The organism is Rhodanobacter denitrificans (assembly GCF_000230695.2).
In the GTDB taxonomy this organism is placed as follows: domain Bacteria; phylum Pseudomonadota; class Gammaproteobacteria; order Xanthomonadales; family Rhodanobacteraceae; genus Rhodanobacter; species Rhodanobacter denitrificans.
Map to the genome: position 1 here is coordinate 2,782,181 of NC_020541.1, position 24,332 is coordinate 2,806,512.

Annotated in this window: 19 protein-coding genes, 1 tRNA gene and 1 riboswitch; of the genes, 6 read left to right on the plus strand and 14 right to left on the minus strand. The window is 64.6% G+C overall.

Going from position 1 to position 24,332, the window contains the following annotated elements; all coding sequences use genetic code 11:
• Positions 1 to 258 precede the first annotated feature (258 nt).
• A complete protein-coding gene (locus R2APBS1_RS12770; RefSeq protein WP_015448227.1) occupies positions 259 to 957 on the plus strand; it encodes a hypothetical protein in 699 nt (232 codons plus the stop codon).
• A 66-nt stretch (positions 958 to 1,023) separates the two neighbouring features.
• Entirely contained in the window at positions 1,024 to 2,775 is a 1,752-nt protein-coding gene (locus R2APBS1_RS12775) for a hypothetical protein (protein WP_015448228.1), read from the plus strand.
• A 158-nt stretch (positions 2,776 to 2,933) separates the two neighbouring features.
• Here R2APBS1_RS12775 and R2APBS1_RS19735 read toward each other — a convergent pair whose 3' ends face one another.
• The 10 genes from R2APBS1_RS19735 to R2APBS1_RS12820 form a co-directional block, all read right to left on the minus strand.
• Positions 2,934 to 3,143: a KTSC domain-containing protein gene (locus R2APBS1_RS19735; RefSeq protein ID WP_015448229.1), complete on the minus strand. Its 210-nt coding sequence runs from the start codon at positions 3,141 to 3,143 to the stop codon at positions 2,934 to 2,936.
• A 19-nt stretch (positions 3,144 to 3,162) separates the two neighbouring features.
• Complete coding sequence (locus R2APBS1_RS12780; protein WP_015448230.1) at positions 3,163 to 5,067, minus strand: ATP-binding protein; 1,905 nt, start codon at positions 5,065 to 5,067, stop codon at positions 3,163 to 3,165.
• Complete coding sequence (locus R2APBS1_RS12785; protein WP_015448231.1) at positions 5,048 to 6,361, minus strand: SIR2 family protein; 1,314 nt, start codon at positions 6,359 to 6,361, stop codon at positions 5,048 to 5,050. The genes R2APBS1_RS12780 and R2APBS1_RS12785 overlap by 20 nt, the downstream gene beginning before the upstream one ends.
• Positions 6,358 to 7,674, minus strand: a complete 1,317-nt coding sequence (locus tag R2APBS1_RS12790) for a DUF2130 domain-containing protein (protein ID WP_015448232.1) — start codon at positions 7,672 to 7,674, stop codon at positions 6,358 to 6,360. Before R2APBS1_RS12790 ends, R2APBS1_RS12785 begins: the two co-directional genes overlap by 4 nt.
• Positions 7,675 to 7,927: 253 nt before the next feature.
• Positions 7,928 to 8,020: transfer RNA gene (locus R2APBS1_RS12795), tRNA-Ser, on the minus strand.
• A gap of 77 nt (positions 8,021 to 8,097) precedes the next feature.
• Positions 8,098 to 8,301, minus strand: coding sequence for a carbon storage regulator CsrA (gene csrA / locus R2APBS1_RS12800; RefSeq protein ID WP_007508001.1), 204 nt, complete (start codon positions 8,299 to 8,301; stop codon positions 8,098 to 8,100).
• A 269-nt stretch (positions 8,302 to 8,570) separates the two neighbouring features.
• Complete coding sequence (gene alaS, locus R2APBS1_RS12805) at positions 8,571 to 11,213, minus strand: alanine--tRNA ligase (RefSeq protein WP_015448233.1); 2,643 nt, start codon at positions 11,211 to 11,213, stop codon at positions 8,571 to 8,573.
• A gap of 84 nt (positions 11,214 to 11,297) precedes the next feature.
• The gene (locus tag R2APBS1_RS12810; protein ID WP_015448234.1) at positions 11,298 to 11,834 is read right to left on the minus strand and encodes a regulatory protein RecX; all 537 of its coding nucleotides are present in this window, start codon (positions 11,832 to 11,834) and stop codon (positions 11,298 to 11,300) included.
• Between the two features lie 32 nt (positions 11,835 to 11,866).
• Positions 11,867 to 12,904, minus strand: a complete 1,038-nt coding sequence (gene recA, locus R2APBS1_RS12815; protein ID WP_007507996.1) for a recombinase RecA — start codon at positions 12,902 to 12,904, stop codon at positions 11,867 to 11,869.
• Between the two features lie 137 nt (positions 12,905 to 13,041).
• Entirely contained in the window at positions 13,042 to 13,551 is a 510-nt protein-coding gene (locus R2APBS1_RS12820; RefSeq protein ID WP_015448235.1) for a CinA family protein, read from the minus strand.
• A gap of 90 nt (positions 13,552 to 13,641) precedes the next feature.
• Between R2APBS1_RS12820 and mutS the strand changes: the two genes are divergently transcribed.
• Positions 13,642 to 16,326 (plus strand): DNA mismatch repair protein MutS, encoded by a 2,685-nt coding sequence (gene mutS, locus R2APBS1_RS12825; RefSeq protein ID WP_015448236.1) that lies wholly within the window; start codon positions 13,642 to 13,644, stop codon positions 16,324 to 16,326.
• A 191-nt stretch (positions 16,327 to 16,517) separates the two neighbouring features.
• The gene (locus R2APBS1_RS12830) at positions 16,518 to 17,960 is read left to right on the plus strand and encodes a catalase (protein WP_015448237.1); all 1,443 of its coding nucleotides are present in this window, start codon (positions 16,518 to 16,520) and stop codon (positions 17,958 to 17,960) included.
• A gap of 9 nt (positions 17,961 to 17,969) precedes the next feature.
• Here the strand turns inward: R2APBS1_RS12830 and R2APBS1_RS12835 are convergent, their stop codons facing one another.
• The 4 genes from R2APBS1_RS12835 to R2APBS1_RS12850 form a co-directional block, all read right to left on the minus strand.
• Positions 17,970 to 18,611 (minus strand): response regulator, encoded by a 642-nt coding sequence (locus R2APBS1_RS12835; protein WP_007507977.1) that lies wholly within the window; start codon positions 18,609 to 18,611, stop codon positions 17,970 to 17,972.
• 92 nt (positions 18,612 to 18,703) lie between these two features.
• Positions 18,704 to 19,102, minus strand: a complete 399-nt coding sequence (locus R2APBS1_RS12840; RefSeq protein WP_015448238.1) for an RNA-binding S4 domain-containing protein — start codon at positions 19,100 to 19,102, stop codon at positions 18,704 to 18,706.
• Between the two features lie 30 nt (positions 19,103 to 19,132).
• Positions 19,133 to 19,720 carry a response regulator gene (locus R2APBS1_RS12845; RefSeq protein WP_015448239.1) on the minus strand — a complete coding sequence of 196 codons (588 nt, stop codon included), beginning with the start codon at positions 19,718 to 19,720 and terminating at the stop codon, positions 19,133 to 19,135.
• Positions 19,721 to 19,788: 68 nt separating this feature from the next.
• Positions 19,789 to 20,682 (minus strand): AEC family transporter, encoded by an 894-nt coding sequence (locus R2APBS1_RS12850; protein WP_015448240.1) that lies wholly within the window; start codon positions 20,680 to 20,682, stop codon positions 19,789 to 19,791.
• Positions 20,683 to 20,824: 142 nt separating this feature from the next.
• Between R2APBS1_RS12850 and R2APBS1_RS12855 the strand changes: the two genes are divergently transcribed.
• A complete protein-coding gene (locus R2APBS1_RS12855) occupies positions 20,825 to 21,961 on the plus strand; it encodes a phosphotransferase enzyme family protein (RefSeq protein ID WP_041676776.1) in 1,137 nt (378 codons plus the stop codon).
• Between the two features lie 33 nt (positions 21,962 to 21,994).
• A riboswitch (TPP riboswitch) is annotated at positions 21,995 to 22,090 on the plus strand.
• Between the two features lie 54 nt (positions 22,091 to 22,144).
• The gene (locus tag R2APBS1_RS12860; protein WP_015448242.1) at positions 22,145 to 24,328 is read left to right on the plus strand and encodes a TonB-dependent siderophore receptor; all 2,184 of its coding nucleotides are present in this window, start codon (positions 22,145 to 22,147) and stop codon (positions 24,326 to 24,328) included.
• The last annotated feature ends 4 nt before the right edge of the window (positions 24,329 to 24,332 follow it).

A 24,332-nucleotide genomic window follows, 5' to 3' on the forward strand; every position in this document is an offset into this window, starting at 1 on the left:
AAGCTGGCCACAGGGGGCCATCGAACAACCGATGCGAAGCCGCACACACCTAAGACAAAGCCAATGAACACTTCATCGACTGTGAAGCGGCGGTGGGCATGTCGATTGGTGACCACGCGCAGCGAGTTCTGTTTCTTCACTCTGATCTTGGGCGGGTCGGCTCTTTACCAAGGGCGGCCTGCGGGGATGGGGCCGCGTACACGAAGGCGGTTCCCGCAGTACCAGTTGAGCCAACCACACCACTCACAAGGAAACACCATGACCGCTGTTGCGAATACCTATCCGTCCTATCGGACGAACCTGCAATCGCTTTCCCCGGCCCAGCGCTACAACCTCATCATCAGTCGCCTCTTCCTGGCCACCTGCTTGGCCGGCGCAATGGCCAGTGGACTCGTATTCCTGGCAACCGACAACGGCTTCGGGCTCGTGCTTCAGTACCTGCTGCCGATCGTCGCCCTGCCGTTCATCGTTTGGCGCGGTGCCTGCCGTGGTTCCTACTTCCGCGGCACGCAGCTTCCGAGCGGGTATGTCAAGAAGGATAGCCCCGCGCTCAAGAAGGAATACATCATGGCCGCCATCGGCGGCGTGATCGTGGCGGTTCTCGTCGGCATCGGCTGCGCCGTAGTCAGTAGTGGTGGCGCAGCCTCCTTCTTCACGGTGATCGTGGGCGCCTTTGCTGCGGGCTGGTTCCATACCCGCGGCTTCCTCGCGGGCTGGAACCGCGTCGATGCGGTGGACAGCAATAACGGTCCGGCCGTCGTTGCCAAGCCCAATGCGGCCACCAGTCTCCTGATCTGGAGCGCCCTCCTGACGGTCCTGACGCTCTGTAACCTCTGGGGCATCATGCAGAACCCTTCGATGATTGAGCAGGCGTTGGCCCTCCAGTCGCAGTCGCAGTCGCAGACCTGTGACTCCACCTGCCAGGCGATGTCTGGTAACAGCAGCGATTCCCAGTAAGTCCCTCGCATACAGCCCCGCCCGGTGAGGACGGGGCTGTATGCCCTCCATCGAAGGAAGCCCCCTATGAAAACCCTCCTTTTCATCGTGGCTGTCGCCGCAGCCATCACCCTCACGGGCTGCGCCCCCGACAAGCACATCACTGAGGTGAAGGCGCTCGCCTTCAGCTACCCCAGCAACAACGTCCCAGATCCCAACATGACCGTGGATCAGGCACTCGATTATCGCAAGGTCTGCGACTCCGTGAAGTGGAAGGTCGACGAGACCGAACAGCACCAGACCTTTGTCGAATACAACTGCGATTACAAAAACGTCAAAGACTCATCGTTCATCGCTAATAACTTGGAGGAAGCCAAAGCAAAAAATCCGAACGCTACCGGAGCTGTGCGTATCGGTGATGTCTACCAGTGGGTCTATGGCGCAGACGGTAAGCCCGTGCTCTCCTACGTCACGCTGAGGTACCAGTTCGCAAACGGAACGTCCAAGGACGTGACACAGTCTGACATCGTCATGGGGGAGTTCCGTCTTACGGGGACCGGTTGGATGACGACGCTCATGCAGCAAGCGGTTGAGAACACGGCGATCGATTATGACCACTTCTACGCACAGCTCTATGGCAAACGCATTCCGCCTATGCCTCTCCCGTTGATCAAGCCTGCTTCGCCCATCACGAAGTCGACCTACGCAAATACCGTCGCCGCGCTTTATCCGGGCAAGAGTCCCACCGAAGCAGCTGCTCTTGCTTATCGGTGGATCGGTTCGCCAGTGAAGGTTCAAGGGGTGAATGCGCTTGGATATCCCACTCAGGCAGCAACCTGCAATTACAGTGGAGAAACGGTTGATAGACAGGGAAGGCCTTCTAGCGCCGGAACGATGCAATGCGATGTCACGTTGAACAATGGAACTAGAATCGGATACGACGAGGCTCAATTCGTGAGTCATCTGCTTCCTGTTGATCCCAAGGACGTACAGACGGCCCTTCGGATCATGCTCGGACTGACTGAGTCACGTTTCCATGCGGGTTTCGTTCAACTTTCGCCGACTAAGCTCCTGTGTGCGAGTCGTCTGTGCTTTGATCGGGACGGTCATGTCGTAGGGTGGGCACCTGACTCCGTCTTCACCAAGGAAACGATAATTGTTCTTCCGCCGAAAGTAACGTTCGATGCGTACGGTAATGATTTCACTCGCTACTACCCCGACCGGTCGCCTCAAGAGGCGATGAAGGCCGCTATGGACGAGCTTTCTCCCATCGGGACCTCTGGTATGAATACGGAAGGTTATCCGGTCTATGAGGTGAAATGCGTATCGGACAACGATTGCTTCCACACGAAGAATGGCCAGTTGCTTCCTCAGTCCTTCGGCAGTCCATCCAGAACTGCCGGGTACATGTTTCCCGTGAATCCGAAGGACATCGGCAAAAACGGCATCCAGTGCGATACGTACTTCTGCAAGGATGGCCAAGGCAACATCATCGGCAGTAATCCAGACCTACATCCTTCGCGGTCAGTGACAAGCACGGCCACGCCACCGCTAGCTTCTGCTCACGTCCAGCCAACACCAGTCACTCCGGTGGCACCGCAGGTGGTGAACTCGGCCGTGGCGGGTCTGACAGGACCCTCGCAGCCGCAAACCACTCCGTTGGCGCAGGCAGCTTCTAGTGACGAAGCCGACCAAGGCGGTTGGCCTAAGATGACCCCTTGCATCCAGAAGCTGCAGGACAAGTTCACGGCCGACCAACAGAAACAGAACGCCGACACATCGACCAGTCTGGAGCAGATGCAAGAGTGGGCTGACGTCTGCAAGTCGCTCGGTCAGTGATAGAGCATCCGCTCCTCCCCGCATAGGGAGGAGCGGATGCTCCATTGGTGGTACGAGCCACTGAAATAAGCAAGGCACTCCGGAGGCGCCTTGGTCGGTGCGTCGGTCATCCATGTGGCGACAACCGAAGCGACGATACATGCCGCGGGTGCCGTGAATTATAGCTTCACAAACGGATATCGATTCTTGATATTGGCGTGAAGATACTTCCCCTTGGAATCTGCGTTCATGATCCCGTCGTGTTCGCTAGAAGGTACACCGGAATACTGGTAAACCGACCCATCATTGAACTCGATCTCAAGTATCTGGTTATCCTCGTCGTAGCCGATTGAGGCGATGTTGCTTGAGCTGACTGGCGTACGTTCCACGGTCGTCTCTCCTGGTCAATTAGGCCTGCGGTTTCGTCGGTGCAGTTGTGCCTGCGTTCGGGTCCTGCTTGCGCCATGCCTCGACAAGAGGCTTGTAGTTCTCATTTTTCACAGGTTCTGTCCAGCCACCGCTTCGTACGCGCTTTCCGCTTGAGTCTTTGGGGACGACGACCAGTGGATCGTCACTGTCGGGCCGGCGACCTTCGGCGGGCCGATCAATGATCGCCCTGATGGGCATATTGACCGCCTCTCCGACCACTAGCGCCTCGCCGGTGCGCAATACCGGAAGCATCGAAAACAACCCTTTGAGGTTGTCTGAAGCGCAAGAAGTGACTTGGGAGCGATCCTTGTCATTTGTTAGCCGCATTGCAATGACGGTTCCGCACTGAGACAAAATCGTGGGATCGACTTCGGCGGGGCGTTGGCTAACTAGCATCAGGCCCACGCCGTACTTCCGCCCTTCCTTTGCGATACGTCGTGCAGCGTTCGCTGCACGGCTTTTCGACTCTGCTCCCAGGTAGACGTGCGCTTCCTCCAGCACGATCATCAATGGTCTTTGCCGACCGCCTTCCTGTTTCTGTCGTCCCCAAAATACGGCGTCGTAGAGAATGCGCAGCACGGCCCCGACGAGATCGTCAACAATCGCAGTGGGAATCCCCGAAAGATCGAAGACTGAAATCGGAGAGGCCGAGCCTATCCACTCGGCTAGCAGCGCATCAAGATCTGCGGTAGTTGAGTTGTCTTTGGCGACAGACCACTCGCCTGGGCGAAAAAGGAACTGCATCCGAGGATCGCGGAGCTTGCTTTCCAGGACGTCCAGGTGCGCGCGTGGTATATCAGCGTAGAGGCCTGCGTAGACTTTGTCAGGGTCATTCGTCTCGTTTTTAAGCGCTCGAAATCTCGGCCGCTCAAGCTTGTCCGCATCGCCAACCGCCTTCACTGGGGGCGTGCCTTCCTCGGCATAGGCGCGCGTGTTCTCGCTCTGGTTCTGGTTTTTGCTAACGCTGTGGCTAGCGCAATGCAGCGAGTACAAGTCATGCCAGAGCTGATAGACAGAGAATGGCAGCGGTGTGTCTATCGTCACCGAGAGGTCGGGCATGCCGTGAGCAACGCCGCCAGCTTTGGAAGCTCTTTTGCTCGCAAGTAGCCTCTCTTGCAGCAACGTGAGCGGAGTCGAAGTGACTGACCCCATTGACATCGAAATGAACTCTTCGGCCGTCAGCGCCCAGAACGGCACGTGCAGCTCACGCTCTCCGGCTTTGGTATCAGCGCCGACTTTGAAGACTCTGGCTAGGTCGCCAAACGCCTTTCCGTACTCGCCGTGAAGGTCAAACAACACCACGCGGGCTGATTTGAAGTGCTCCCGATTCGACACGGCGCCGAGCAAGTTTGCGACTGCATTGGACTTGCCAGCACCAGTGCTCCCGACGACTGCAGAATGACGGCTGACGAGGCGATTCAGGTCGAGATATGCGCGAATCGACTCGGCGCTGGCGACGCGGCCAATCGCAACGTACCCGTCTTCGTCCTCCGGAGCGTACACAGTCTTCAGATCTGATTCGGTAACTACGTGGACCGAGTCTCCAATAGACGGATACTGGGCTATGCCTCGCTCAAACTTCGTGCCGCGACGCCCTTGACCGACGAGTTCCACGCGAAGCCATCGGTTGCCGAACTGCGGAGCAAGTTCTGGCGGTCCGGGTGCAGCTCCAGCACCAACCTGGGAGATCACCCCATAGAGGTCAACATAGCCGGACGGAATGCGAACAAACCCACCGACTTGGCCGACCTGGTACGCCTCTCCGTTAACGAACAGGAGTCCGCCCGGCGTGTTCTCTTCCAGCTTTACGCTGATGCTCGATCCGTCAACATTCTCCACGGTGCCAAGCCGGGAAGGGGCCGAGTTAGACAGTGACGTGTGCATCAGAAGTGCTCCCGCCGCAAACTTGCTCCAAGAACAGTCCGAAGTAATGGAAATCACCGAGGCGGCAGCGCGGTACGCGATCTTTCGGATCGCTACCCGCGACGGATTCTTCTATCAACCACGGCGCGTGCTCATCGCCGCCCGTAGTTTCAGGTCGGTATCGTCCAGCACGTGTTCCCACCACTGCCCCATCTGAGGCGAGTACGGTCAGATTGCTTTGCTTCGATGCGTATTCGACGACACGGGGATGTGCGTCGAGGCTGGAGTACATCAGGGCAAAACACTGGGCGTTACGATTGCCGCGCAGGCCATCGAGCAAAATCTCATTCAGGTGGTCATCCAGGAACGAATAGCCGCAGACGATCAACCGAGGCGCATCTTTCCCATGAAAGAAGGCCCGCAAACGATCGAGCATTGCCAAGTACGGCATCCTGCGGCTTTGGTCGTACTTCAAGTGTGATGGATAGATCATCACCTTTCCGGCTGCGGCAGCACCGGTGACCCGAACGATGCGCGTCACTGTCGTCGCGTTCACGGTCTCCTCGTTCTTTTCCCAGTTTATCGAACCATGAAGTTTCCAAAGCCGCGTCCAACGCTTGGGGATCGCATCATGTTCGATCGAAGAAAGGTCGAACCAGGGTTCACGCGATCCGACAAAGCCGTCGAAGTGTGGTAAAGGATGCTGCTCAAGGGCCTGCTCAAACAGCAAGTCGTAGTTTGGTGTGAATATTTCCGTGGGCCAATCTCTCTGGACGCCTCCGATCCATGAGGCAAGGCGGGTGTACGAATTTCGGTATGCCGGCAGATTTTTGCTTATCTCCTTAGCGATCAATGCGCAAATCGCCTCATCGAGATCAGTAAGGTTCTTTTTCGTCATCCCGAGAATTTCTGCGTTTCCCCGGCGATTTGCCAATGCCCGAAGTTCTGTCAGGACATCCTCGACTGTCGGTTCTTTTCCATCAGACGGTTTGCACTCTCCATACATCGCGTCCCAATGTGTCTTGAACGTGGAAGTAGCGCCGGGCATGCTGTCAGTGGCCTGCAATCCACTGGCGACCCGCTTGGTCAACTCGACGACAGCGGGAATTAGTACGACGCTATTTTCACCAGCCGCGTCGTAGACGCCGAGAGGACAGCCTGCACCAAGAAAGCAACCGACGCGCTGCTTGTCGTCCTGAAGAACTTGACGGAGATTCCTTGCCTGCTGAGCCGCGTCGTGGAGCTGCGGCAGTGCCGGCACGGAAGGCGCGGTCGAAACGGCTGATACCGCGCCCGGAGTTGGTCCGGTTGTCATTGTGGCAACTCTCCTTGGTTGTCATCGCCCGAACCTGGCAATGCCGCCAAACTCAAGCCTTCGATTTCCTGCAACGTCTTTCCTGCTATGCCCTGAAGGTCGCCATACATCCCAACCGTGGCGACCATGACTCGCTCGATTTGCTCGTCGCGTTTTGCCCATTGCTTCATGATCGCCTTGCGCTCCCTGTCTAAGTCGTTTCTCATCGAAGAAAAGGCTTCGACGATCGCCTCGACGCGGTGACGAAATCTGGGGCCGGTGAGGTACTGATAGACCATCTCTGTCTTTGTTTGCTGTCCTTCACCGACCTGTCGCGCGACACCTATTTCGAGCAGGGTATGACGCAGAATAGTGGCTACCGGCAATGCGGCTCGGGGTGTGGTTACCCATACGCCGTCCACGACGTCAAATGTCTCGATGCCTTTCGGTAGCGCCTGGCTAACAAGAATCGACACTTCCGCCTTGGCAGCTCGCTGGTCGTCACGCAGCTTGGCAAGCCAGCCATCGCTCCAGTTCTTGGTGCGCTTCGACTCCCAGAGAATCGCTCCGCTTGGCTGCCCAGTAGAGCTGTTGACGCGCTGAAGCACATCGCCGCCAAACTCACCTTTTGCGACTGGCTCAATGGAGTCGAATGGGAACTTGGTTCGCAGGAGGCTTTCGAGATCCATCTCCTGAACTTCCCCCTGCAACTGTTGAGAGCCTTGCTCGGCTTTCTGTTTCAACTCCTCGATCTTCTGCTGCATGGAGGCGATCGTCTGATCTTTCTCCAGCACCTTGAGCTTGAGGCTGTCCTCGGCTTCTCGTTTTGCGGACGTACGAACGTCGTCTAGGCTCTCTTGAACACGCTTTTCTACGGTAAGTTCAAGCTCCCGCTTTGCATCATCCAGCTCGCGCTGTTTCTTAATTAGCCCGGCCTGCGCGTTTTGCGCTTCGGCCAGTTTTGCGTCACGGGACTTCAGCACCTCTTGCAGATCGACAAGCTCGCGGGTCTTTGCTTCTAACTCGGTCGCTGCGGCGAGTCGTGCTTTCTTGGATTCTTCGGCGATGACACGTTCGCGCTCGGTCTTTAACTGCGCAGCAACTTGATCTGCGACTTGTTCGTCTAGGGTACGTCGCGCATCGAGAATTTCCTTTTCTCTGTCCCGGATATTCTGTTCTCGCTTGGCAACGTCCTCGTCCTTCTGGCGTAGTTGTTGCTCGTACTGCTGGCGAGTTGCGGCAATCAACGGTGCCGCGAGCGATTCAGTCAGGCGAATTTCCGTCTTGCAGTTTGGGCAAACAATCTTCGGGTCCGATGTTGAGGTATCGCTCATGATCTCTTGTGCCCCGTCTTGCAGTTCCAATGTGATTGATGATGGCTTAGCAGGACGCAAGAAAGAAGGGAGCCGGCCGGAGGCCCGTCTCTTCTTTCAATCTGTACCATCAAACTTGGATGTTTGCCGCGGATGCTCAACGAGGCGCGACTGGGCACAACCACAAACAACAACGGCTGGCATACCCAATGGCATACCAGCCGTCTTTGCTTGCGAGTAAGTTGTTCTAGATCAACAACTTAGTTCATTCAATTGGCGGAGAGAGAGGGATTCGAACCCTCGATAAGGCTTTTGACCCTATACTCCCTTAGCAGGGGAGCCCCTTCGGCCACTCGGGCATCTCTCCGGGGTTTTCTTCGCATTGCTGCGGAGCCGGCAAGGATACCGACCGGCGCGGTCGAGGTAAAGCCTCAATTCACCGGATCAATGCTCAGCGGACTCATCAGGTGTGCTGCCGGCGTCGTGTTCGCCCTTGATCCGCTGATAGATCTCTTCGCGATGGACGGCCACGGTTTTCGGTGCATTGATGCCGATGCGCACCTGATTGCCTTTCACGCCAAGAACGGTAACGGTCACCTCGTCGCCGATCATCAGGGTTTCACCGACCCTGCGGGTCAGAATCAACATGATTGCTACTCCATAGTGCTGTTGGTCACAGGCCTGCGAATCGACGGTGCCTCACCCCTGAGCGCCCGCCTGTCCACAGTTCGACGATTGATCCGCCGAAGGCCCTACCGCCTTCCCGGCTCACAGCCAAAACACTCCTGAGCGTCCTGACTGGCGACACCACCGTTACCGATCGCGCCGACACTGGACCGATAGTAACTGAGCCGGAATCTCCTGCGCAATGCACCGCCAGCATGGCGGACGGTGCGTTCAGCTCGGCTGCTTGTCGCCTATTGGGCCGCGACCCAACTCGGCAGTGCGGCAAGGATGGCCGGCAAATTCGGAGTGTCGGTGCCGCCCCCTTGGGCCATGTCCGGTCGGCCACCACCCTTGCCGTCGATCTGGCTGGCGACGTGGGCCACCACGTTGCCAGCCTTGACCCGCTCCAGCGCCCTGCCGTGCACGCCGGCGATCAGCGCGACGCGGCCCTCGGCCGCGCCGGCCAGCAGCACCACGCAGTCACCGAGCTGCTGTTTGAGCTGGTCCACGCTGTCACGCAACGACTTCGCGTCGAGCCCTTCCAGCCGCGCAGCCACCACCTTGATGCCACCGACATCCTTTGCGGCTCCGGCCAGGTCGGCGGTGGCCGAACCTGCCGCCTTGCTGCGCAGCGATTCCAGCTCGCGCTCGAGCTTCTTCTGGCGGTCGAACAGCTGGCGCAGCTTCTCCACCGCCTCGTCGCCGCTGCTGGAAAGCAGCTGCGCGAACTCGGCCAGGCGACGCTCCTCGTCGACCACCCAGGCCAGCGCGCCGGCACCGGTGACCGCCTCGATGCGGCGCACGCCGGAAGCCACGCCGGCCTCGCTGACGATCTTGAACAGGCCGATGTCGCCGGTGCGCCCCACGTGGGTGCCGCCGCACAATTCGGTGGAGAAGTCACCCATCTTCAGCACGCGCACTTCGTCGCCGTACTTCTCGCCGAACAGCGCCATCGCGCCGAATTCGATCGCCTGGTCGTAACCCATGTTGTGCACCTCGGCCGCCGCGTTGCGGCGTACCTCGGCATTCACCATGGCCTCGACCCGTGCTACCTCGTCGTGGCTCATCGGCTTGTGATGCGAGAAATCGAAACGCAGCCGTTCCGGCGCCACCAGCGAGCCCTTCTGCGCGACGTGCGTGCCTAGCACCTGGCGCAGCGCCGCATGCAGCAGATGAGTGGCTGAATGGTTGAGCACGATCGCCTGGCGGCGCGACGCATCCACCCGCGCCTCGACCGTGTCGCCGGTACGCAGCGGCCGCCCGCCATGCCAGCGGCCGGCGTGGCCGAAGAACACGCCACCCATCTTCAGCGTATCGGCAACCTCGAAGCGACCAGCCGCATTGGACAGCGTGCCGGTGTCGCCGACCTGGCCACCGGACTCGGCGTAGAACGGCGTGCGGTCGAGGATCAGCAAGCCCTCCTCGCCTTCGCCCAGCTGATCGACCTGCTTGCCGCCGCGCACGATGCCGAGCACCTTGCTGCCTTCACTCTGCAGCGCCTCGTAACCAAGGAAAATCGTGGGCTTGAGCTCGCTGGCCAGCTCGGCCGGCATCTGTCCCTTGGCCTCGAACTTGCCGGCGGCGCGAGCGCGCGCTCGCTGTTCGTTCATCGCCTGCTCGAAACCGGCCATGTCGACCTCCAGCCCGCGCTCGCGCGCGATGTCGGCGGTGAGGTCGACCGGGAAACCGTAGGTGTCGTAGAGGCGAAACGCGTCGACGCCGGAAATGGTTTCCCCCGACTTCGCCGCCCGGCTCTTATTGGCGATGTCGTCGAACAGGCGCATGCCGTGTTCCAGCGTCTCGCCGAAACGATGCTCCTCGGTGCGCAGCGCGTCCTCGACGAATGCCTGCTTCGCCGGCAACTCGGGGTAGGCCTCGCCCATTTCCTCGACCAGCGGCTGCACCATCTTCCAGAAGAAGTCGCCGCGCACGCCGAGCATCCAGCCATGCCGCAGCGCGCGGCGGATGATCCGGCGCAGTACGTAGCCGCGGCCTTCGTTGGACGGCAGCACGCCGTCGACGATCAGGAAGGAGCAGGCGCGGATGTGGTCGGCGATCACGCGCAGCGACTTGTTGCCCAGGTCCTTCGTGCCGGTCAGCTCGCCGGCGACGCGGATCAGGTGTGCGAACAGGTCGATCTCGTAGTTCGAATGCTTGTGCTGCAGCACCGCGGCAAGGCGCTCCAGGCCCATGCCGGTGTCCACGCACGGCGCCGGCAACGGGCTCAGCGTGCCGTCGGGCGCGCGGTCGAACTGCATGAACACCAGGTTCCAGATCTCGATGTAGCGGTCGCCGTCCTCGTCCGGCGAGCCGGGCGGGCCGCCGGCGATCGCCGCGCCGTGGTCGTAGAAGATCTCGGTGCACGGGCCGCACGGGCCGGTGTCGGCCATCTGCCAGAAATTGTCGGATGCATATGGCGCGCCCTTGTTGTCGCCGATGCGCACAATGCGTTCGGCCGGCACGCCAACCTGCTTGTTCCAGATGTCGAACGCTTCGTCGTCGGTGTGGTAGATGGTCACCCACAGCTTGTCCGCCGGCAGCTTGAAGACTTGCGTCAGCAACTCCCACGCATAGGCGATCGCGTCGCGCTTGAAGTAGTCGCCGAACGACCAGTTGCCCAGCATCTCGAAGAAGGTGTGGTGGCGCGCGGTATAGCCCACGGCGTCCAGGTCGTTGTGCTTGCCGCCGGCGCGCAGGCAGCGCTGCACGTCGGCCGCGCGCACGTAGGACAGTTTCTCGCTGCCCAGGAACACGTTCTTGAACTGCACCATGCCCGAGTTGGTGAACAGCAGGGTCGGGTCGCTGGCCGGCACCAGCGAGCTGGACGGCACGATGGTGTGGCCCTTGGAGCGGAAGTAGTCGAGGAAGGCGGAGCGGATGTCGGAGGTTTTCATGCGGATCAAAGGTGGCAGGCGATAAAGGCCACGCCGCGGCCAGGCCGCCCGACCCGTCAACCCATCATCTGCGGATGACGGATTTCAGGAAATATCGTCGGCTTCGTCCACATCGGCGTGGGTAACACTTCGTACTGTGGCGGCGGCAAAGCCGCGGCGCAAGAGGAATTGCGCCCGCCGGGTACGCTCGGCGGGGTCCGCCGTACCCGCGCCACCGTAGCGGCGACGCAGCTGGGCGGCGGCCGAAGCGACCCAGTCGACCTCGGCCGCGTCCAGCAGCTCGCGGATACGCGCGTCGGCCAGGCCGTGGCTTTTCAGCTCCACACGCAGACGCAACGGGCCGTAACCCTGGGCGATCCGGCTGCGCAGCAGCACCTCGGCGAAGCGGTCGTCGTCCTGGTAGTGCTGCTCGCCGAGCCGCTCCAGCGCGTCGGTCGCTTCGCCGCCCTCGTAACCGCCCTGGCGCAGCTTGGTCTTCAGCTCCTTGCGCGAGTGCTCGCGGCGCGCCAGCAGGCCCAGCGCCTTGTCGTACGCGCTGCGCTTCGGCCTGGCCGGTTCGTCCTTGCCTGGCGGGCGCTTCATGGCCACGCAAACGGACATGGCCCGGGCGAGCCGGGCCATGTCTTCCGCTGGGGAACACCAACGATCACCGCTCAGACTTCCTCGAGCGCCTCTTCCGGCGCGGCGGGGGCCGGCTTGCCGACCGGTACCAGCAGGCGCTCGCGCAGCTGCTTGTCGATCTCGTTGGCGATCGCCGGGTTGTCGCGCAGGAACTGGCGCACGTTCTCCTTGCCCTGGCCGATGCGGTCGCCGTTGTAGCTGTACCAGGCGCCGGACTTGTCGATCAGGTTCTGCGCCACGCCCAGCTCGATGATCTCGCCCTCGCGCGAGGTGCCCTCGCCGTACAGGATCTCGAACTCGCACTGGCGGAACGGCGGCGCCACCTTGTTCTTGACCACCTTGACGCGGGTTTCCGAACCGATGATCTCCTCGCCCTTCTTCACCGCGCCGATGCGGCGGATGTCCAGGCGCACCGAGGCGTAGAACTTCAGCGCGTTGCCGCCGGTGGTGGTCTCGGGGCTGCCGAACATCACGCCGATCTTCATGCGGATCTGGTTGATGAAGATCACCAGGCAGCCGGATTTCTTGATGTTGGCGGTGAGCTTGCGCAGCGCCTGGCTCATCAGGCGGGCGTGCAGGCCGACGTGGGAGTCGCCCATCTCGCCCTCGATCTCGGCCTTCGGAGTCAGCGCGGCCACCGAGTCGACCACCACCATGTCCACCGCGCCCGAGCGCACCAGCATGTCGGCGATTTCCAGCGCCTGCTCGCCGGTATCCGGCTGCGATACCAGCAGGTCGTCGACCTTGACGCCGAGCTTTTCGGCGTAAGTGGGATCGAGCGCATGCTCGGCGTCGATGAATGCGGCGGTGCCGCCGGCGCGCTGGCAGCTGGCGATCGCCTGCAGCGTCATGGTGGTCTTGCCGGACGATTCCGGGCCGTAGATCTCGACCACGCGGCCGCGCGGCAGGCCGCCGACGCCGAGCGCGATGTCCAGCCCCAGCGAGCCGGTGGAGATCGTCTCGATCGCCTCGTTGACGCGGTCGCCCATGCGCATGACCGCGCCCTTGCCGAACTGCTTTTCGATCTGGCCGAGGGCGGAGGTGAGCGCCTTGCGCTTGTTGTCATCCATCGTCTTGTGTTCCGGTTGGGCTGTGATTGGGGGGCATGATGCCCGGATCGGATCTCACGGGCTGCGATCAGGTCGGATCGCCGGCGGCCGGGCCAGTATCCCACATCGGTCAAGCCGGTCTGGCGGGCGATTGCGCGTCACTCCGTCAGCGTTTTGCGCAAGCCGATGAGCGCCGCCGCCACGGTCTGCCGCCGCACCGCCTCGCGGTCGCCGGGAAAGTGGAACAGTTGTGCGTGGCCGTAGCCGCCGCGGCGTTTCCAGCCGATCCACACCGTGCCGACCGGCTTGTCCGGGGTACCGCCGGACGGCCCGGCGATGCCGGTGACCGCCACCGCCACGCCGGCGCCGAAGCGCGCCAGCGCGCCGGATACCATCTCCAGCACGGTTTCCTCGCTGACCGCGCCGGTGTGCTCCAGCGTACGCGGGTTGACCCCGAGCAGCGCCTCCTTTGCCTCGTAGCTGTAGGTCACCACGCCGGCGTCGAACCAGGCCGAGCTGCCCGGCAGGTCGGTCAGCGTCTTGGCAATCCAGCCGCCGCTGCAGGATTCGGCCGTCACCAGCATCAGCCGACAACGTTGCACCTCGCTGGCCACCTCGCCGGCCAGTGCCAGCAACTCGGCATCGGTAGGAACAGACGACGACTCCATGCGAGACTCCCGGACTTGGACGAAACTGTGCGCCACGCGCAGAGGCACCGTTCTACCCGTTCCGCGCGACCACGCCAAGACTTGCATTGCATGAGCCAAGACGATCTCACCAAGCACACCCCGTTCATGCGCCAGTACCTGTCGGCCAAGGCCGCGCACCCGGACGTGCTGCTGTTCTTCCGCATGGGCGATTTCTACGAGCTGTTCTACGACGACGCCCGCAAGGCAGCGCGGCTGCTCGACATCACCCTGACCCAGCGCGGGCAGTCGGGCGGCGCGCCAATCCCGATGGCCGGGGTGCCGTATCACGCGGCGGAAAATTATCTGGCGCGGCTGGTGCGCCTCGGCGAATCGGTGGCGATCTGCGAACAGATGGGCGACCCGGCGCTGGCCAAGGGCATCGTCGAGCGCAAGGTGGTGCGCGTGGTCACGCCCGGCACGGTGACCGACGCCGCGCTGCTGGAGGAACGCCGCGACAACCTGCTGCTGGCGATCGCCACCGGTGCGCACGGCGCCTACGGGCTGGCCTGGGTCGACCTGTCCAGCGGCCGTTTCCTGCTCAGCGAAGTGCCCAACGCCGAGGCGCTGGCCGCCGAGCTGGCGCGGCTGCAGCCGGCCGAGACCCTGGTCGGCGAGGACGTGGCGTGGCCGAAACTGGTCAGTGCCCTGCCCGGCCTGCGCAAGCGCCCGCCGTGGCACTTCGACGGCGATGCCGCAAAACGCGGGTTGAACCGCTTCTTCGGCACCCGCGACCTCGGCGGCTTCGGCGTGGACAAGCTGCCGCTGGCGGTCGCTGCCGCCGGTTGCCTGCTCGGCTACGTCGAGGAAACCCAGAAAAGCGCGCTGCCGCACCTCACCGGCATGGCGGTGGAAAGCGCCAGCGAGACGATCGCGCTGGACGCGGCCACGCGCCGCAACCTGGAACTGGACACCCACCCCAGCGGCCGCACCGAACATACCCTGCTCGGCGTGCTCGACGAGACGGTGACGCCGATGGGCGCGCGAGCGTTGCGGCGCTGGCTGACCCGGCCACTGCGCTCGCGCGAGGTGCTGCGCCAGCGCCACCAGGCGATCGGCATGCTGATCGACGGCCGCCGCGGCGAGATGCTGCGCGAAACGCTGCGCGGCATCGGCGACCTGGAGCGCATTCTCGCCCGCGTCGCGCTACGCTCGGCGCGGCCGCGCGACCTGTCTACGCTCAGGGACGGCCTGCTGGCCGCCCCTGAGCTCACTCGTGCGCTCGTCCCTGATCGCGAAAATCAAGAAGCGGGAGTTGCCAGTGCGATCATCCCTGATCGCGGAAATCAAAAAGCGGCCATCCATGGCCGCACTCTTCAAGAAAGCCTCGGCCCATTGCTGCACGCACTGGTCGAACGCATCGGCAACCACGCGGATACGGCGGCCTTGCTCGCCCGTGCCGTGGTCGAACAGCCGCCGGTGCTGCAGCGCGACGGCGGCGTGATCGCCGACGGCTACGACGCCGAACTCGACGAACTGCGCCGGCTGTCCACCCACGCCGACCAGTTCCTGGTCGAGCTGGAGGAACGCGAGAAAGCCGCCAGCGGCATCACCACGCTGAAGGTCGGCTACAACCGCGTGCACGGCTACTACATCGAGATCACCCGCGCGCAGTCGGACAAGGCGCCCACGCATTACACGCGCCGGCAGACCACGAAGAACGCCGAGCGCTACATCACCGAGGAACTGAAGGCGTTCGAGGACAAGGTGCTGTCGGCGAAGGAGCGCTCGCTGATGCGCGAGCGCGCGCTGTATGAGGCGCTGCTGGACACGCTGACCGAGAAACTCGAACCGCTCAGAACCGCTGCTGCCGCGATGGCCGAGCTGGACGTGCTGGCCACCCTGGCCGAGCGCGCCGAGGCGCTCGACTGGAACGCCCCGCAACTCACCGACGAGCCCGGCATCGCGATCGAGCGCGGCCGCCATCCAGTGGTCGAGAAAGTCCGTGACGAGCCGTTCGAGCCGAACGACCTGAAGCTCGACGACACCCGCCGCATGCTGGTGATCACCGGCCCGAACATGGGTGGCAAGTCCACCTACATGCGCCAGAACGCGCTGATCGTGCTGCTCGCGCACATCGGCAGCTACGTACCGGCGTCGCGCGCCGTGATCGGCCCGATCGACCGCATCTTCACCCGCATCGGCGCCGGCGACGACCTCTCGCGCGGCCAGTCCACCTTCATGGTGGAAATGAGCGAGACGGCCAACATCCTGCACAACGCCACCGCCGACAGCCTGGTGCTGATGGACGAGGTCGGCCGCGGCACCAGCACCTACGACGGCCTGTCGCTGGCCCGCGCCGCCGCCGTGCATCTGGCGCGCCACAGCCGTGCCTACACGCTGTTTGCCACCCACTACTTCGAGCTCACCGAACTGGCCAACGAGTTCGCGGCGATCGCCAACGTGCATCTGGACGCCGTGGAATATCACGACAAGAAGCAGGGCGAGCAGCTTGTGTTCATGCACGCGGTGAAGGAAGGCCCGGCGAACCGCAGCTTCGGCCTGCAGGTGGCCGCGCTGGCCGGCCTGCCGAAATCGGTGATCGCCGACGCCAAACGCACCCTGGCCGAACTCGAGCGCGGCATGCACCTGCACGCCAGCACGCCCGCGCCGGCCGCCGAGTCCTCGCCGCAACTGGGCCTGTTCGCCCCCGCGCAGCCTTCCGCCGCCGAGCGGATGCTGGAAGCGATCGACCCGGATGCGCTGAGCCCGCGCGAAGCGCTGGAACTGCTGTACCGCCTGAAACGATCGGGCTGACTCCGCCGGCGTGCAACGCCGCCGGCCACCACCTTGCGCTCACGCCTCCTCGGCGATGCTGGCCTGCCAAGTGAGGCAGCAGCCATCCATCCATAGCCATGGACTATCGTCCACATCGGAACATTCGAATTCCATTGATCGTCATGCCTGCGTAGTTTGGCCGAACACCCAAGTCCCTCCAGGAGCCCACCATGAGCCAGGACCGCAAGACGCTGACCACCGACGCCGGTGCACCGCTGGCCGACAACCAGAACAGCCTCACCGCCGGCCCGCGCGGCCCGCTGCTGGTGCAGGACGTGGCGCTGTTCGAGAAACACGCGCACTTCAACCGCGAGCGCATCCCCGAGCGCGTGGTCCATGCCAAGGCCTCGGCCGCGTTCGGCACGCTGACGATCACCCACGACATCACGAAGTACACCCGCGCCAAGGTATTCAAACCAGGTGCGCAAACGCCGATGCTGGCGCGCTTCTCCACCGTGGCCGGCGAGCGCGGCGCGGCCGACGCCGAGCGCGACGTGCGCGGCTTCGCGCTGAAGTTCTACACGGACGAAGGCAACTGGGACCTGGTCGGCAACAACACGCCGGTGTTCTTCATCCGCGACCCGTACAAGTTCCCCGACTTCATCCACACGCAGAAGCGCGACCCGCGCACCAACCTGCGCAGCCCCACCGCGATGTGGGACTACTGGTCGCTGTCGCCCGAGTCGCTGCACCAGGTCACCACGCTGATGAGCGACCGCGGCATCCCGGCCACGCTGCGCCATATGCACGGCTTCGGCAGCCACACTTACAGTTTCTGGAACGAGGCCGGCGAGCGCTACTGGGTGAAATTCCATTTCAAGACCCGGCAAGGCATCAAGAACCTCACCCATGCCGAAGCGGCGACGCTGATCGGCAACGACCGCGAATCGCACCAGCGCGACCTGTACCAGGCGATCGAGCGCAAGGATTTCCCGCAGTGGACGCTGTACGTGCAGATCATGCCCGAGGCCGATGCGGAGAATACCTGGTACAACCCGTTCGACCTGACCAAGGTGTGGCCGCACAAGGACTATCCGCTGATCGAGGTCGGCGTGATGGAACTGAACCGCAACCCGGACAACTACTTCGCCCAGGTCGAGCAGTCCAGCTTCTCGCCGGCCAACGTGGTGCCCGGCATCGGCTTCTCGCCGGACAAGGTGCTGCAGTTCCGCCTGTTCTCCTACGCCGACGCGGCGCGCTACCGGCTCGGCGCGAACCACGACCAGCTGCCGGTGAACCAGCCGCGCTGCCCGGTGCACAACTACGCCCGCGACGGGTCGATGCGCCATGGCGACAACGGCGGCGGCAGCGTGAACTACGAGCCGAACTCGTTCGGCGGCCCGGTCGAGGATCCGTCGGTGAAGGAGCCGCCGCTGCGGATCTCCGGCGACGCCGATCGCTACGACCACCGCGCCGGCAACGACGACTACCGGCAACCCGGCGACCTGTTCCGCCTGATGAGCGAGCAGCAGCAACAGCAGCTGTTCGACAACATCGCTGCGGCGATGCAGGGCGTGCCGGAGAACATCATCCGTCGCCAACTCGGCCATTTCGCCAAGGCCGATCCGGCCTACGCGGCGGGCGTGGCCAGGGCGCTGGGCATGACGCTCTGAGGCAGGCGCTCAGCCGATGCCGTGAACCACCTGCAGCGGGGCCACGCCGGCCAGGGGTGGCGCGACCTCGGCATCGGGCATTGCGATGTCGGGAATGTCGGCCAGCTCGTCGGCCGACAGTTCCGCGGCCAGCGCCGGCAGCGCCTCGACGGGTACCGGCGCCGAAGGCAGCCGGCCGTCCAGACGTCCGGAGCCTACCAGCTGGCCGATACGCAGGTAGACCTCGTCGCGGTCGAAGGGCTTCTGCATGAAGTCGTCGGCGCCGAAGCGTTGCACGTAGAACTGCTCGGTCGCCTGCGGGTTGCCGCTGATCATCACGATCGGGATGTCGCGGGTCAGCGGGTCGTGGCGCAGCGCGCGCAGCACCGCGAACCCGTTCATCCCCGGCATCACGATGTCCAGGAAGATCAGCGCCGGCCGTTCGCTGCGGGCCAGCTCGATCGCCTCCTTGCCGTCGGTGGCCTTGAGCACGGCGTAGCCGTCCTGACGCAGCATCTTGCCGAGCACGGCGCAGATCGTGGGCGAGTCGTCCACCACCAGCATGCGCGCGCCCAGCGCGGCCTGCGGCTCCACGCGATGTTCGGCAGCCGCCTGGCTACCCAGCAGGCGCTTGAAGAAACCGAAGCCATTCATCAGTGCATGTCCGTCCATGCGAGCCCCCGGGCTTGTCGGTCGGCGGCGCCAACCCTTTGGATTGGCATGGATATTCCCGCAGATCCGGCCGACATTCTGCGATGCACTGCTCAGCGCCTGTCTCTGAGCCGTCGCAATTCGCGCCGCGCCTGCTTGTCCGGGCGCTTCGGCGGACCGCTTGCACCGACCAGGCGGTGCTGCTCGCGCACCGCCTCCCGTGCGACGCGACTGGCTTCGGTCTCGGCGTACAGCGCCTGCGCCACGCTGGCCGGGCCACGCCGCTCGGACAGCGCCAGCACGCCGACCTCCAGCCGCTCCTCGCCGCGGCTGATCTTCAGCCGGTCGCCGGCGTGCAGGGTCTTCGCCGGCTTGCAGCCGGCGCCGTTGACGTCGATGCGGCCGCCGTCGATCGCCTGCCTGGCGAGACTGCGGGTCTTGAAGAAGCGCGCGGCCCACAGCCACACGTCGACGCGCACGCCATTCGTCGGAGGGGCGGAAACTTGGCTCATCGCGCCGATTATCGCGCGATCGCGCGCCGTTCAGTCCTGCCCGGCAGGTGGCATCACCATGTCGTGCGGGTCCGGCATCGCAATGTCCGGAATGGCGGCGTGCTCGGCCGCGCTGGGTTCGGGCTCGGCCGGGATCCTTTCCGTCTCCGCCCGCTGGCGCACCACCAGGCGCCCGCTGCGCGTGAGGTTGTCGATGCGCGCGAATACTTCGCTGCGGCCGAACGGCTTCTTCATGAAATCGTCGGCGCCGAAACGCTGCACGTAGAACTGCTCGGTCGCCTGCAGGTTGCCGCTGATCATCACGATCGGAATGTCGCGGGTCAGCAGGTCGTGGCGCAAGGCGCGCAGGACCGCGAAGCCGCTCATGCCGGGCATCACGATGTCGAGGAAGACCAGGTCGGGGCGTTCGGTGCGCGCGATCTCCAGCGCGCTTTCGCCATCGGCCGCCTTCAGCACCACGTGACGGTTCTGCGCCAGCATCTTGCCGAGTACCGCGCGGATGGTCGGCGAGTCGTCCACCACCAGGATGCAGGCTTCCTTCGGCTCGCCGCTGCGCGGCGCCGCGCGGCGCTCGCCGTGATCGCCGAACATGCGCTTGATCAGTTCGAAACCTGCCATGACACGAGCTCCCCCCGCCCATGAGACTGCGCTAGTCTCGGTGCAGCGGGTGCCCGGTGCAAGGGTTCCTAGCCGCCCAGCAGCCAGTTGCCCAGCGGGACGGTAAGCAACGACAGCACGATGCCGGCACCCAGCACGGTATTGGCCAGCGCCGGCTCCAGGCCGTACTCGTCGGCCAGGATCGTCGCCGATACCATCGGCGCCATCGCCGCCTGCAGCACGCCGACGGTCAGCACCAGCCCGTCGACACCGGTGGCGGTGCCCAGCGCCCAGCACAGCAGCGGCGCCAGCAGCAGCTTCCAGCCCAGCCCCCAGCCCGCTGCGCCGAGTTGCCGCTGGCCCGGATGGAACTTGAACTGCAGGCCGACCGAGAACAGCGCCAGCGGCGTCAGCGTGGCGCCGATCGGCGCGAACACGCCATCCAGCAGCGCGGGCCAGCCACCGCACAAGCCGGCGACGATGCCCACCACTAGCGCGATGAACGCCGGAAACGTGACGATGCGCCGGACGATCAGGCGTAGCTGCAGCGTGCGCCCCGAATAGACCGAAGCCACCACGATGCCGGCCGAGGCCAGCACCGGAAACGCCCCGATCTGATCGGCCACCACCGCCAGCGCCAGGCCCGCCTTGCCGTGCAGGGCCTCGATCATCGGATAGCCCATGTACGCCGTATTGCCCAGCCCGCAGACCAGGATCAACGCCCCCGTGCGCTGCCGCGACCAGCCCAGCCGCGGCCCGAGCAGGCCGAACAGCAGCCACGCGCCGCCGAAGGTGAGCCACATCGCCGCCACCGGAAACCACAGCTGCGGATCGAACTTCAGCTTCGGGATCAGTTCCAGCACCAGCGCCGGCAGCGCCACGTTGAGCACCCACCAGTTGATGCCCGGCACGATCCCCGCCGGTGGTTTCGCATAACGCGCCACCAGGGCACCGAGGATCAGGCAGGCGAACAGCAGCAACATCGCGCTCATGGAACGGGGCACCGCGGGGAAAGTCGGCCATTATAGGGACGGCATCTCGCATGCCGGCGGCGGCTGGACGCGAGGCCTGCTCCTTTCGGGGATAATCCACGGCCTGCCCTGCCTGCGGACGCCCCGCCATTCCATGAACGACCCGCTCCACCTTGCCCACGGGCTGGCCGGCGACAACACGCCGCCGGACTGGCCGCCACTGGCCATCGTCGAGGTCGAGGCACTGCTGCGCAGCTACCCGCCACTCGGCGCACCGACCGGTATCGCCTGGCACAGCCCACGCCCGCTGTCCGCGGCGTGCCTGGTCGAGACGGCGCACGCCACCGTCTTCGTCAAGCGCCATCACCGCCGCGTGCGCTCGGCCGCCACGCTCGCCGAGGAGCATCGCTTCATCGCACACCTGCGCGACCGTGGCATGCCGCTCCCGGCGGTGTTGCGCGATGCGCACGGACAAACCGCGGTGGCATCCGGCGACTGGGTTTACGAGGTGCACGAACAGGCCGCCGGCATCGACCTGTACCGCGAAGCGATCTCGTGGGAACCGCTGCCGGATCTCGACCATGCCCACACCGCCGGCCGCATGCTGGCCACGTTGCACGACGCCGCCGCGGACTACCGCGCGCCCCAGCGCGACACCCACATCCTGGTCGCGCGCAGCGAGCTGATCGCCGCGCCCGATCCCGTCGCCGCGCTGCGCGCACAGCTGCCGCAGCGCGCGGGCCTGGCCGACTACCTGCGCGCTCGCGACTGGCCGCGCGACTTCGCCGAACTGCTCGCTCCGTGGCACGCCGCCGCCCAGCCACGACTGGCGCAGCAGGCGCCACTGTGGACGCACGGCGACTGGCACGTCTCCAACCTGTGCTGGAGTGGCGGCGGCAGCGACGCGCGGATCAGCGCCGTGCTCGATTTCGGCCTCGCCGCCGCCAACGTCGCGCTGTTCGACCTCGCCACCGCGATCGAGCGCAACGCGATCGCCTGGCTCGCGCTCGACAGCGGCCTTGATGCCGCCCATCCCGACATCGCCTGTGCACTGATCGAGGGCTATCGCCGGCAACGCCCGCTGGGCGCGACCGAACTGCACCTGCTGGCCGACCTGCTGCCGCTGGTGCATGTGGATTTCGCCTTGTCCGAGGTCGAGTACTTCCACGCCATCACGCACTCGCGCGCGAACGCCGACGTGGCCTACGACACCTTCCTGCGCGGCCACGCGGCGTGGTTCCACACGTCGGCCGGGCAAGCCCTGCTGCAGGCCATCCGCGCCGCCGGCTGAGCATGCTGCGGCGAATCGTGGTTCAATAGGCGCTTCTTGAAGCGGGGGTGCCCGGCGTAGCCGGGCTGAGAGAGTCCCTTGGAACCTGACCCGGTTAGTACCGGCGTAGGGAGCTTGCAGATCCGGCATGTCCTCGCGACAGCCGGGTCGCCGTCGCTTCGTCCGTACCCACCGACGACGACGATGACCATGCCACTTTCCCGCACTCCCCTGCTGCTCGCCCTGCTCGCGGCGGTCGCGCCCGCCCACGCCGACCACAGCGCCGACAAGCCGCAAGCGACGCAGCTGGCGCCCGTTCACGTGGAAGCCGACCGCGCCAAGGGCTACCGCGCCGACAGCTCGCAGATCGACACCTTTGGCAGCTTCGGCAGCGCGCCGCTGCACGACACGCCGGCCGCGATCAGCGTGATCACCCGCGACCAGATCGACGACCGCCAGCCGCGCACGCTGAGCGAGCTGGCCCGTTCCGACGCGGCGCTCGGCGACAACTACGCGCCGGTCGGCTACTACCAGGACCTCGCCATCCGCGGCTTCACGCTGGATCTGGCCACCGGCTACCGGCTCAACGACATGACCATCAGCGGCGAGCAGCTGACCCCGCTGGAGGACAAGCAGCGGGTGGAGATCCTCAAGGGCCTGGGCGGACTCGAAGCCGGCGTGGTCGCGCCGGGCGGCCTGGTCAACTACGTCAGCAAACGCCCCGCCGACGTGCGCAGCGCCACCGTCGGCACCGACTCGCACGGCTCGCGCTACGTCGCGGTGGACGTCGGCGGCTGGCTGTCGCCCGCCTTCGGCGTGCGGGTGAACGCCGCACACGAGGACATGCATTCCTGGGTCGAGCACGCCGACGGCCGGCGCAACTTCCTCTCGCTGGCGGCGGACTGGAAGATCAGCGCGGACACCACACTGCAGCTTGACACCGACTACCAGACCAGCGGCCAGCGCTCGGTCTCCGGCTACCAGCTGCTGGGCGGCACGGCCCTGCCGCCCCACCCCAGCCGCACACGCATGCTCGGCTTCCAGCCGTGGCAGCAGCCAGTGGGCATCGCGGCCAGCAACAGCACCGCGCGCCTCGACCATCGCTTCGGCGACGCCTGGAGCGTGCAGCTCTCGGCCGGCCACAGCCGCAGCCGGATCAACGACAACGTCGCCTTCGCCTACGGCTGCTTCTATGCGCCGGCCTGCGCCAGCGGCGCCACGCCGGGCTATTTCTTCGCGCCGAACGGCGACTACGACGTCTACGATTTCCGCAGCCCCGGCGACACCCGCGTCAACGACGAGGTGCGCGCCGTGCTCAAGGGCAGCGTCGACACCGGCGCCATCGGCCACGAGATCAGCCTTGGCGCCAGCGCGTTCCGCCGCACCCTCGATCAGCGGCCGTATGTCTACGACTACGTGGGCACGGCCAACATCGACGAGGCCAACCCGCCCTATTTCGCCCCCTCGCCGAGCCAGCCGGGGCCGTCCGCGCGCACGCTGACCAGTTGGCAGCATTCGCTGTTCGCGCTGGACCGCCTGCACCTGGGCGAGCACTGGCAGCTGCTCGGCGGCGGCCGCTTCGTGCGCCTGCACGAACGCGATTACGACGGCAGCGGGCTGCTCCAGCGCGACACCCGGCTGAGCAAGTTCCTGCCGCAGACGGCGCTGATGTGGCAGCCGATCGCGCCGCTGACCACCTACCTCAGCTACAGCAAGGGCCTGTCGCTGGGCGCGCAGGCGCCGTACTGGACCTCCAACGGCGGCACCACGCTGGCGCCGATGCTGTCGCGCCAGCTTGAGGCCGGCGTGAAGTACGACTGGAGCGACGCGCTCAGCCTCAATGCCGCGCTGTACCGCATCCGTCAGGCCTACCAGTTCGCGCAACCGGACAGCACCCCTGAAGGCTTCACCTTCGTGCAGCGCGGCAGCGAGGTGCACAGCGGGCTGGAGCTCGGCGCCGCCGGCCGCATCAGCGACGACCTGCGCCTTACTGCCAGCATCAACCTGATCCGTGCCCGCACGCAGGACACCGGCACGCCCGCCTACGAAGGCCACCAGGTCATCAACGTGCCGCGTCTGCGTTCGGCCGTCTATCTGGATTACCGCCTGCCGTTCGCCCCGCAGCTGAGCCTGCTCGGCGGCTGGCGCTACGCCGGCAGCAATCCCGCCACGCCCGAGGGCACGGTCAAGGTGCAGGCCTACCACGTGTTCGACGCCGGACTGCGCTACGAGAGCCGGTGGCGCGACCACTCGCTGACCTGGCGGCTGAACGTCGACAACGTGTTCGACCGCTTCTACTGGCGCGATACCGGCAGCACCGGCGGCGACCGCTACCTGTTCCCGGGTGCGCCGCGGCTGGCCCGGCTCTCGCTGACCGTGGCATTCTGAGCGC

Bases quoted from the DNA above. Each gene is read 5' to 3' on its own strand.
- R2APBS1_RS12840 (WP_015448238.1), bottom strand. From the start codon at position 19,102: ATGAGCCAAGTTTCCGCCCCTCCGACGAATGGCGTGCGCGTCGACGTG.
- R2APBS1_RS12810 (WP_015448234.1), bottom strand. From the start codon at position 11,834: ATGGCCCGGCTCGCCCGGGCCATGTCCGTTTGCGTGGCCATGAAGCGC.
- R2APBS1_RS12845 (WP_015448239.1), bottom strand. From the start codon at position 19,720: ATGGCAGGTTTCGAACTGATCAAGCGCATGTTCGGCGATCACGGCGAG.
- R2APBS1_RS12855 (WP_041676776.1), top strand. From the start codon at position 20,825: ATGAACGACCCGCTCCACCTTGCCCACGGGCTGGCCGGCGACAACACG.
- R2APBS1_RS12790 (WP_015448232.1), bottom strand. From the start codon at position 7,674: ATGAGCGATACCTCAACATCGGACCCGAAGATTGTTTGCCCAAACTGC.
- R2APBS1_RS12850 (WP_015448240.1), bottom strand. From the start codon at position 20,682: ATGTTGCTGCTGTTCGCCTGCCTGATCCTCGGTGCCCTGGTGGCGCGT.
- R2APBS1_RS12835 (WP_007507977.1), bottom strand. From the start codon at position 18,611: ATGGACGGACATGCACTGATGAATGGCTTCGGTTTCTTCAAGCGCCTG.
- R2APBS1_RS12780 (WP_015448230.1), bottom strand. From the start codon at position 5,067: ATGCACACGTCACTGTCTAACTCGGCCCCTTCCCGGCTTGGCACCGTG.
- R2APBS1_RS12775 (WP_015448228.1), top strand. From the start codon at position 1,024: ATGAAAACCCTCCTTTTCATCGTGGCTGTCGCCGCAGCCATCACCCTC.
- csrA (WP_007508001.1), bottom strand. From the start codon at position 8,301: ATGTTGATTCTGACCCGCAGGGTCGGTGAAACCCTGATGATCGGCGAC.
- R2APBS1_RS12860 (WP_015448242.1), top strand. From the start codon at position 22,145: ATGACCATGCCACTTTCCCGCACTCCCCTGCTGCTCGCCCTGCTCGCG.
- R2APBS1_RS12830 (WP_015448237.1), top strand. From the start codon at position 16,518: ATGAGCCAGGACCGCAAGACGCTGACCACCGACGCCGGTGCACCGCTG.
- alaS (WP_015448233.1), bottom strand. From the start codon at position 11,213: ATGAAAACCTCCGACATCCGCTCCGCCTTCCTCGACTACTTCCGCTCC.
- mutS (WP_015448236.1), top strand. From the start codon at position 13,642: ATGAGCCAAGACGATCTCACCAAGCACACCCCGTTCATGCGCCAGTAC.
- R2APBS1_RS12820 (WP_015448235.1), bottom strand. From the start codon at position 13,551: ATGGAGTCGTCGTCTGTTCCTACCGATGCCGAGTTGCTGGCACTGGCC.
- recA (WP_007507996.1), bottom strand. From the start codon at position 12,904: ATGGATGACAACAAGCGCAAGGCGCTCACCTCCGCCCTCGGCCAGATC.
- R2APBS1_RS12770 (WP_015448227.1), top strand. From the start codon at position 259: ATGACCGCTGTTGCGAATACCTATCCGTCCTATCGGACGAACCTGCAA.
- R2APBS1_RS12785 (WP_015448231.1), bottom strand. From the start codon at position 6,361: ATGACAACCGGACCAACTCCGGGCGCGGTATCAGCCGTTTCGACCGCG.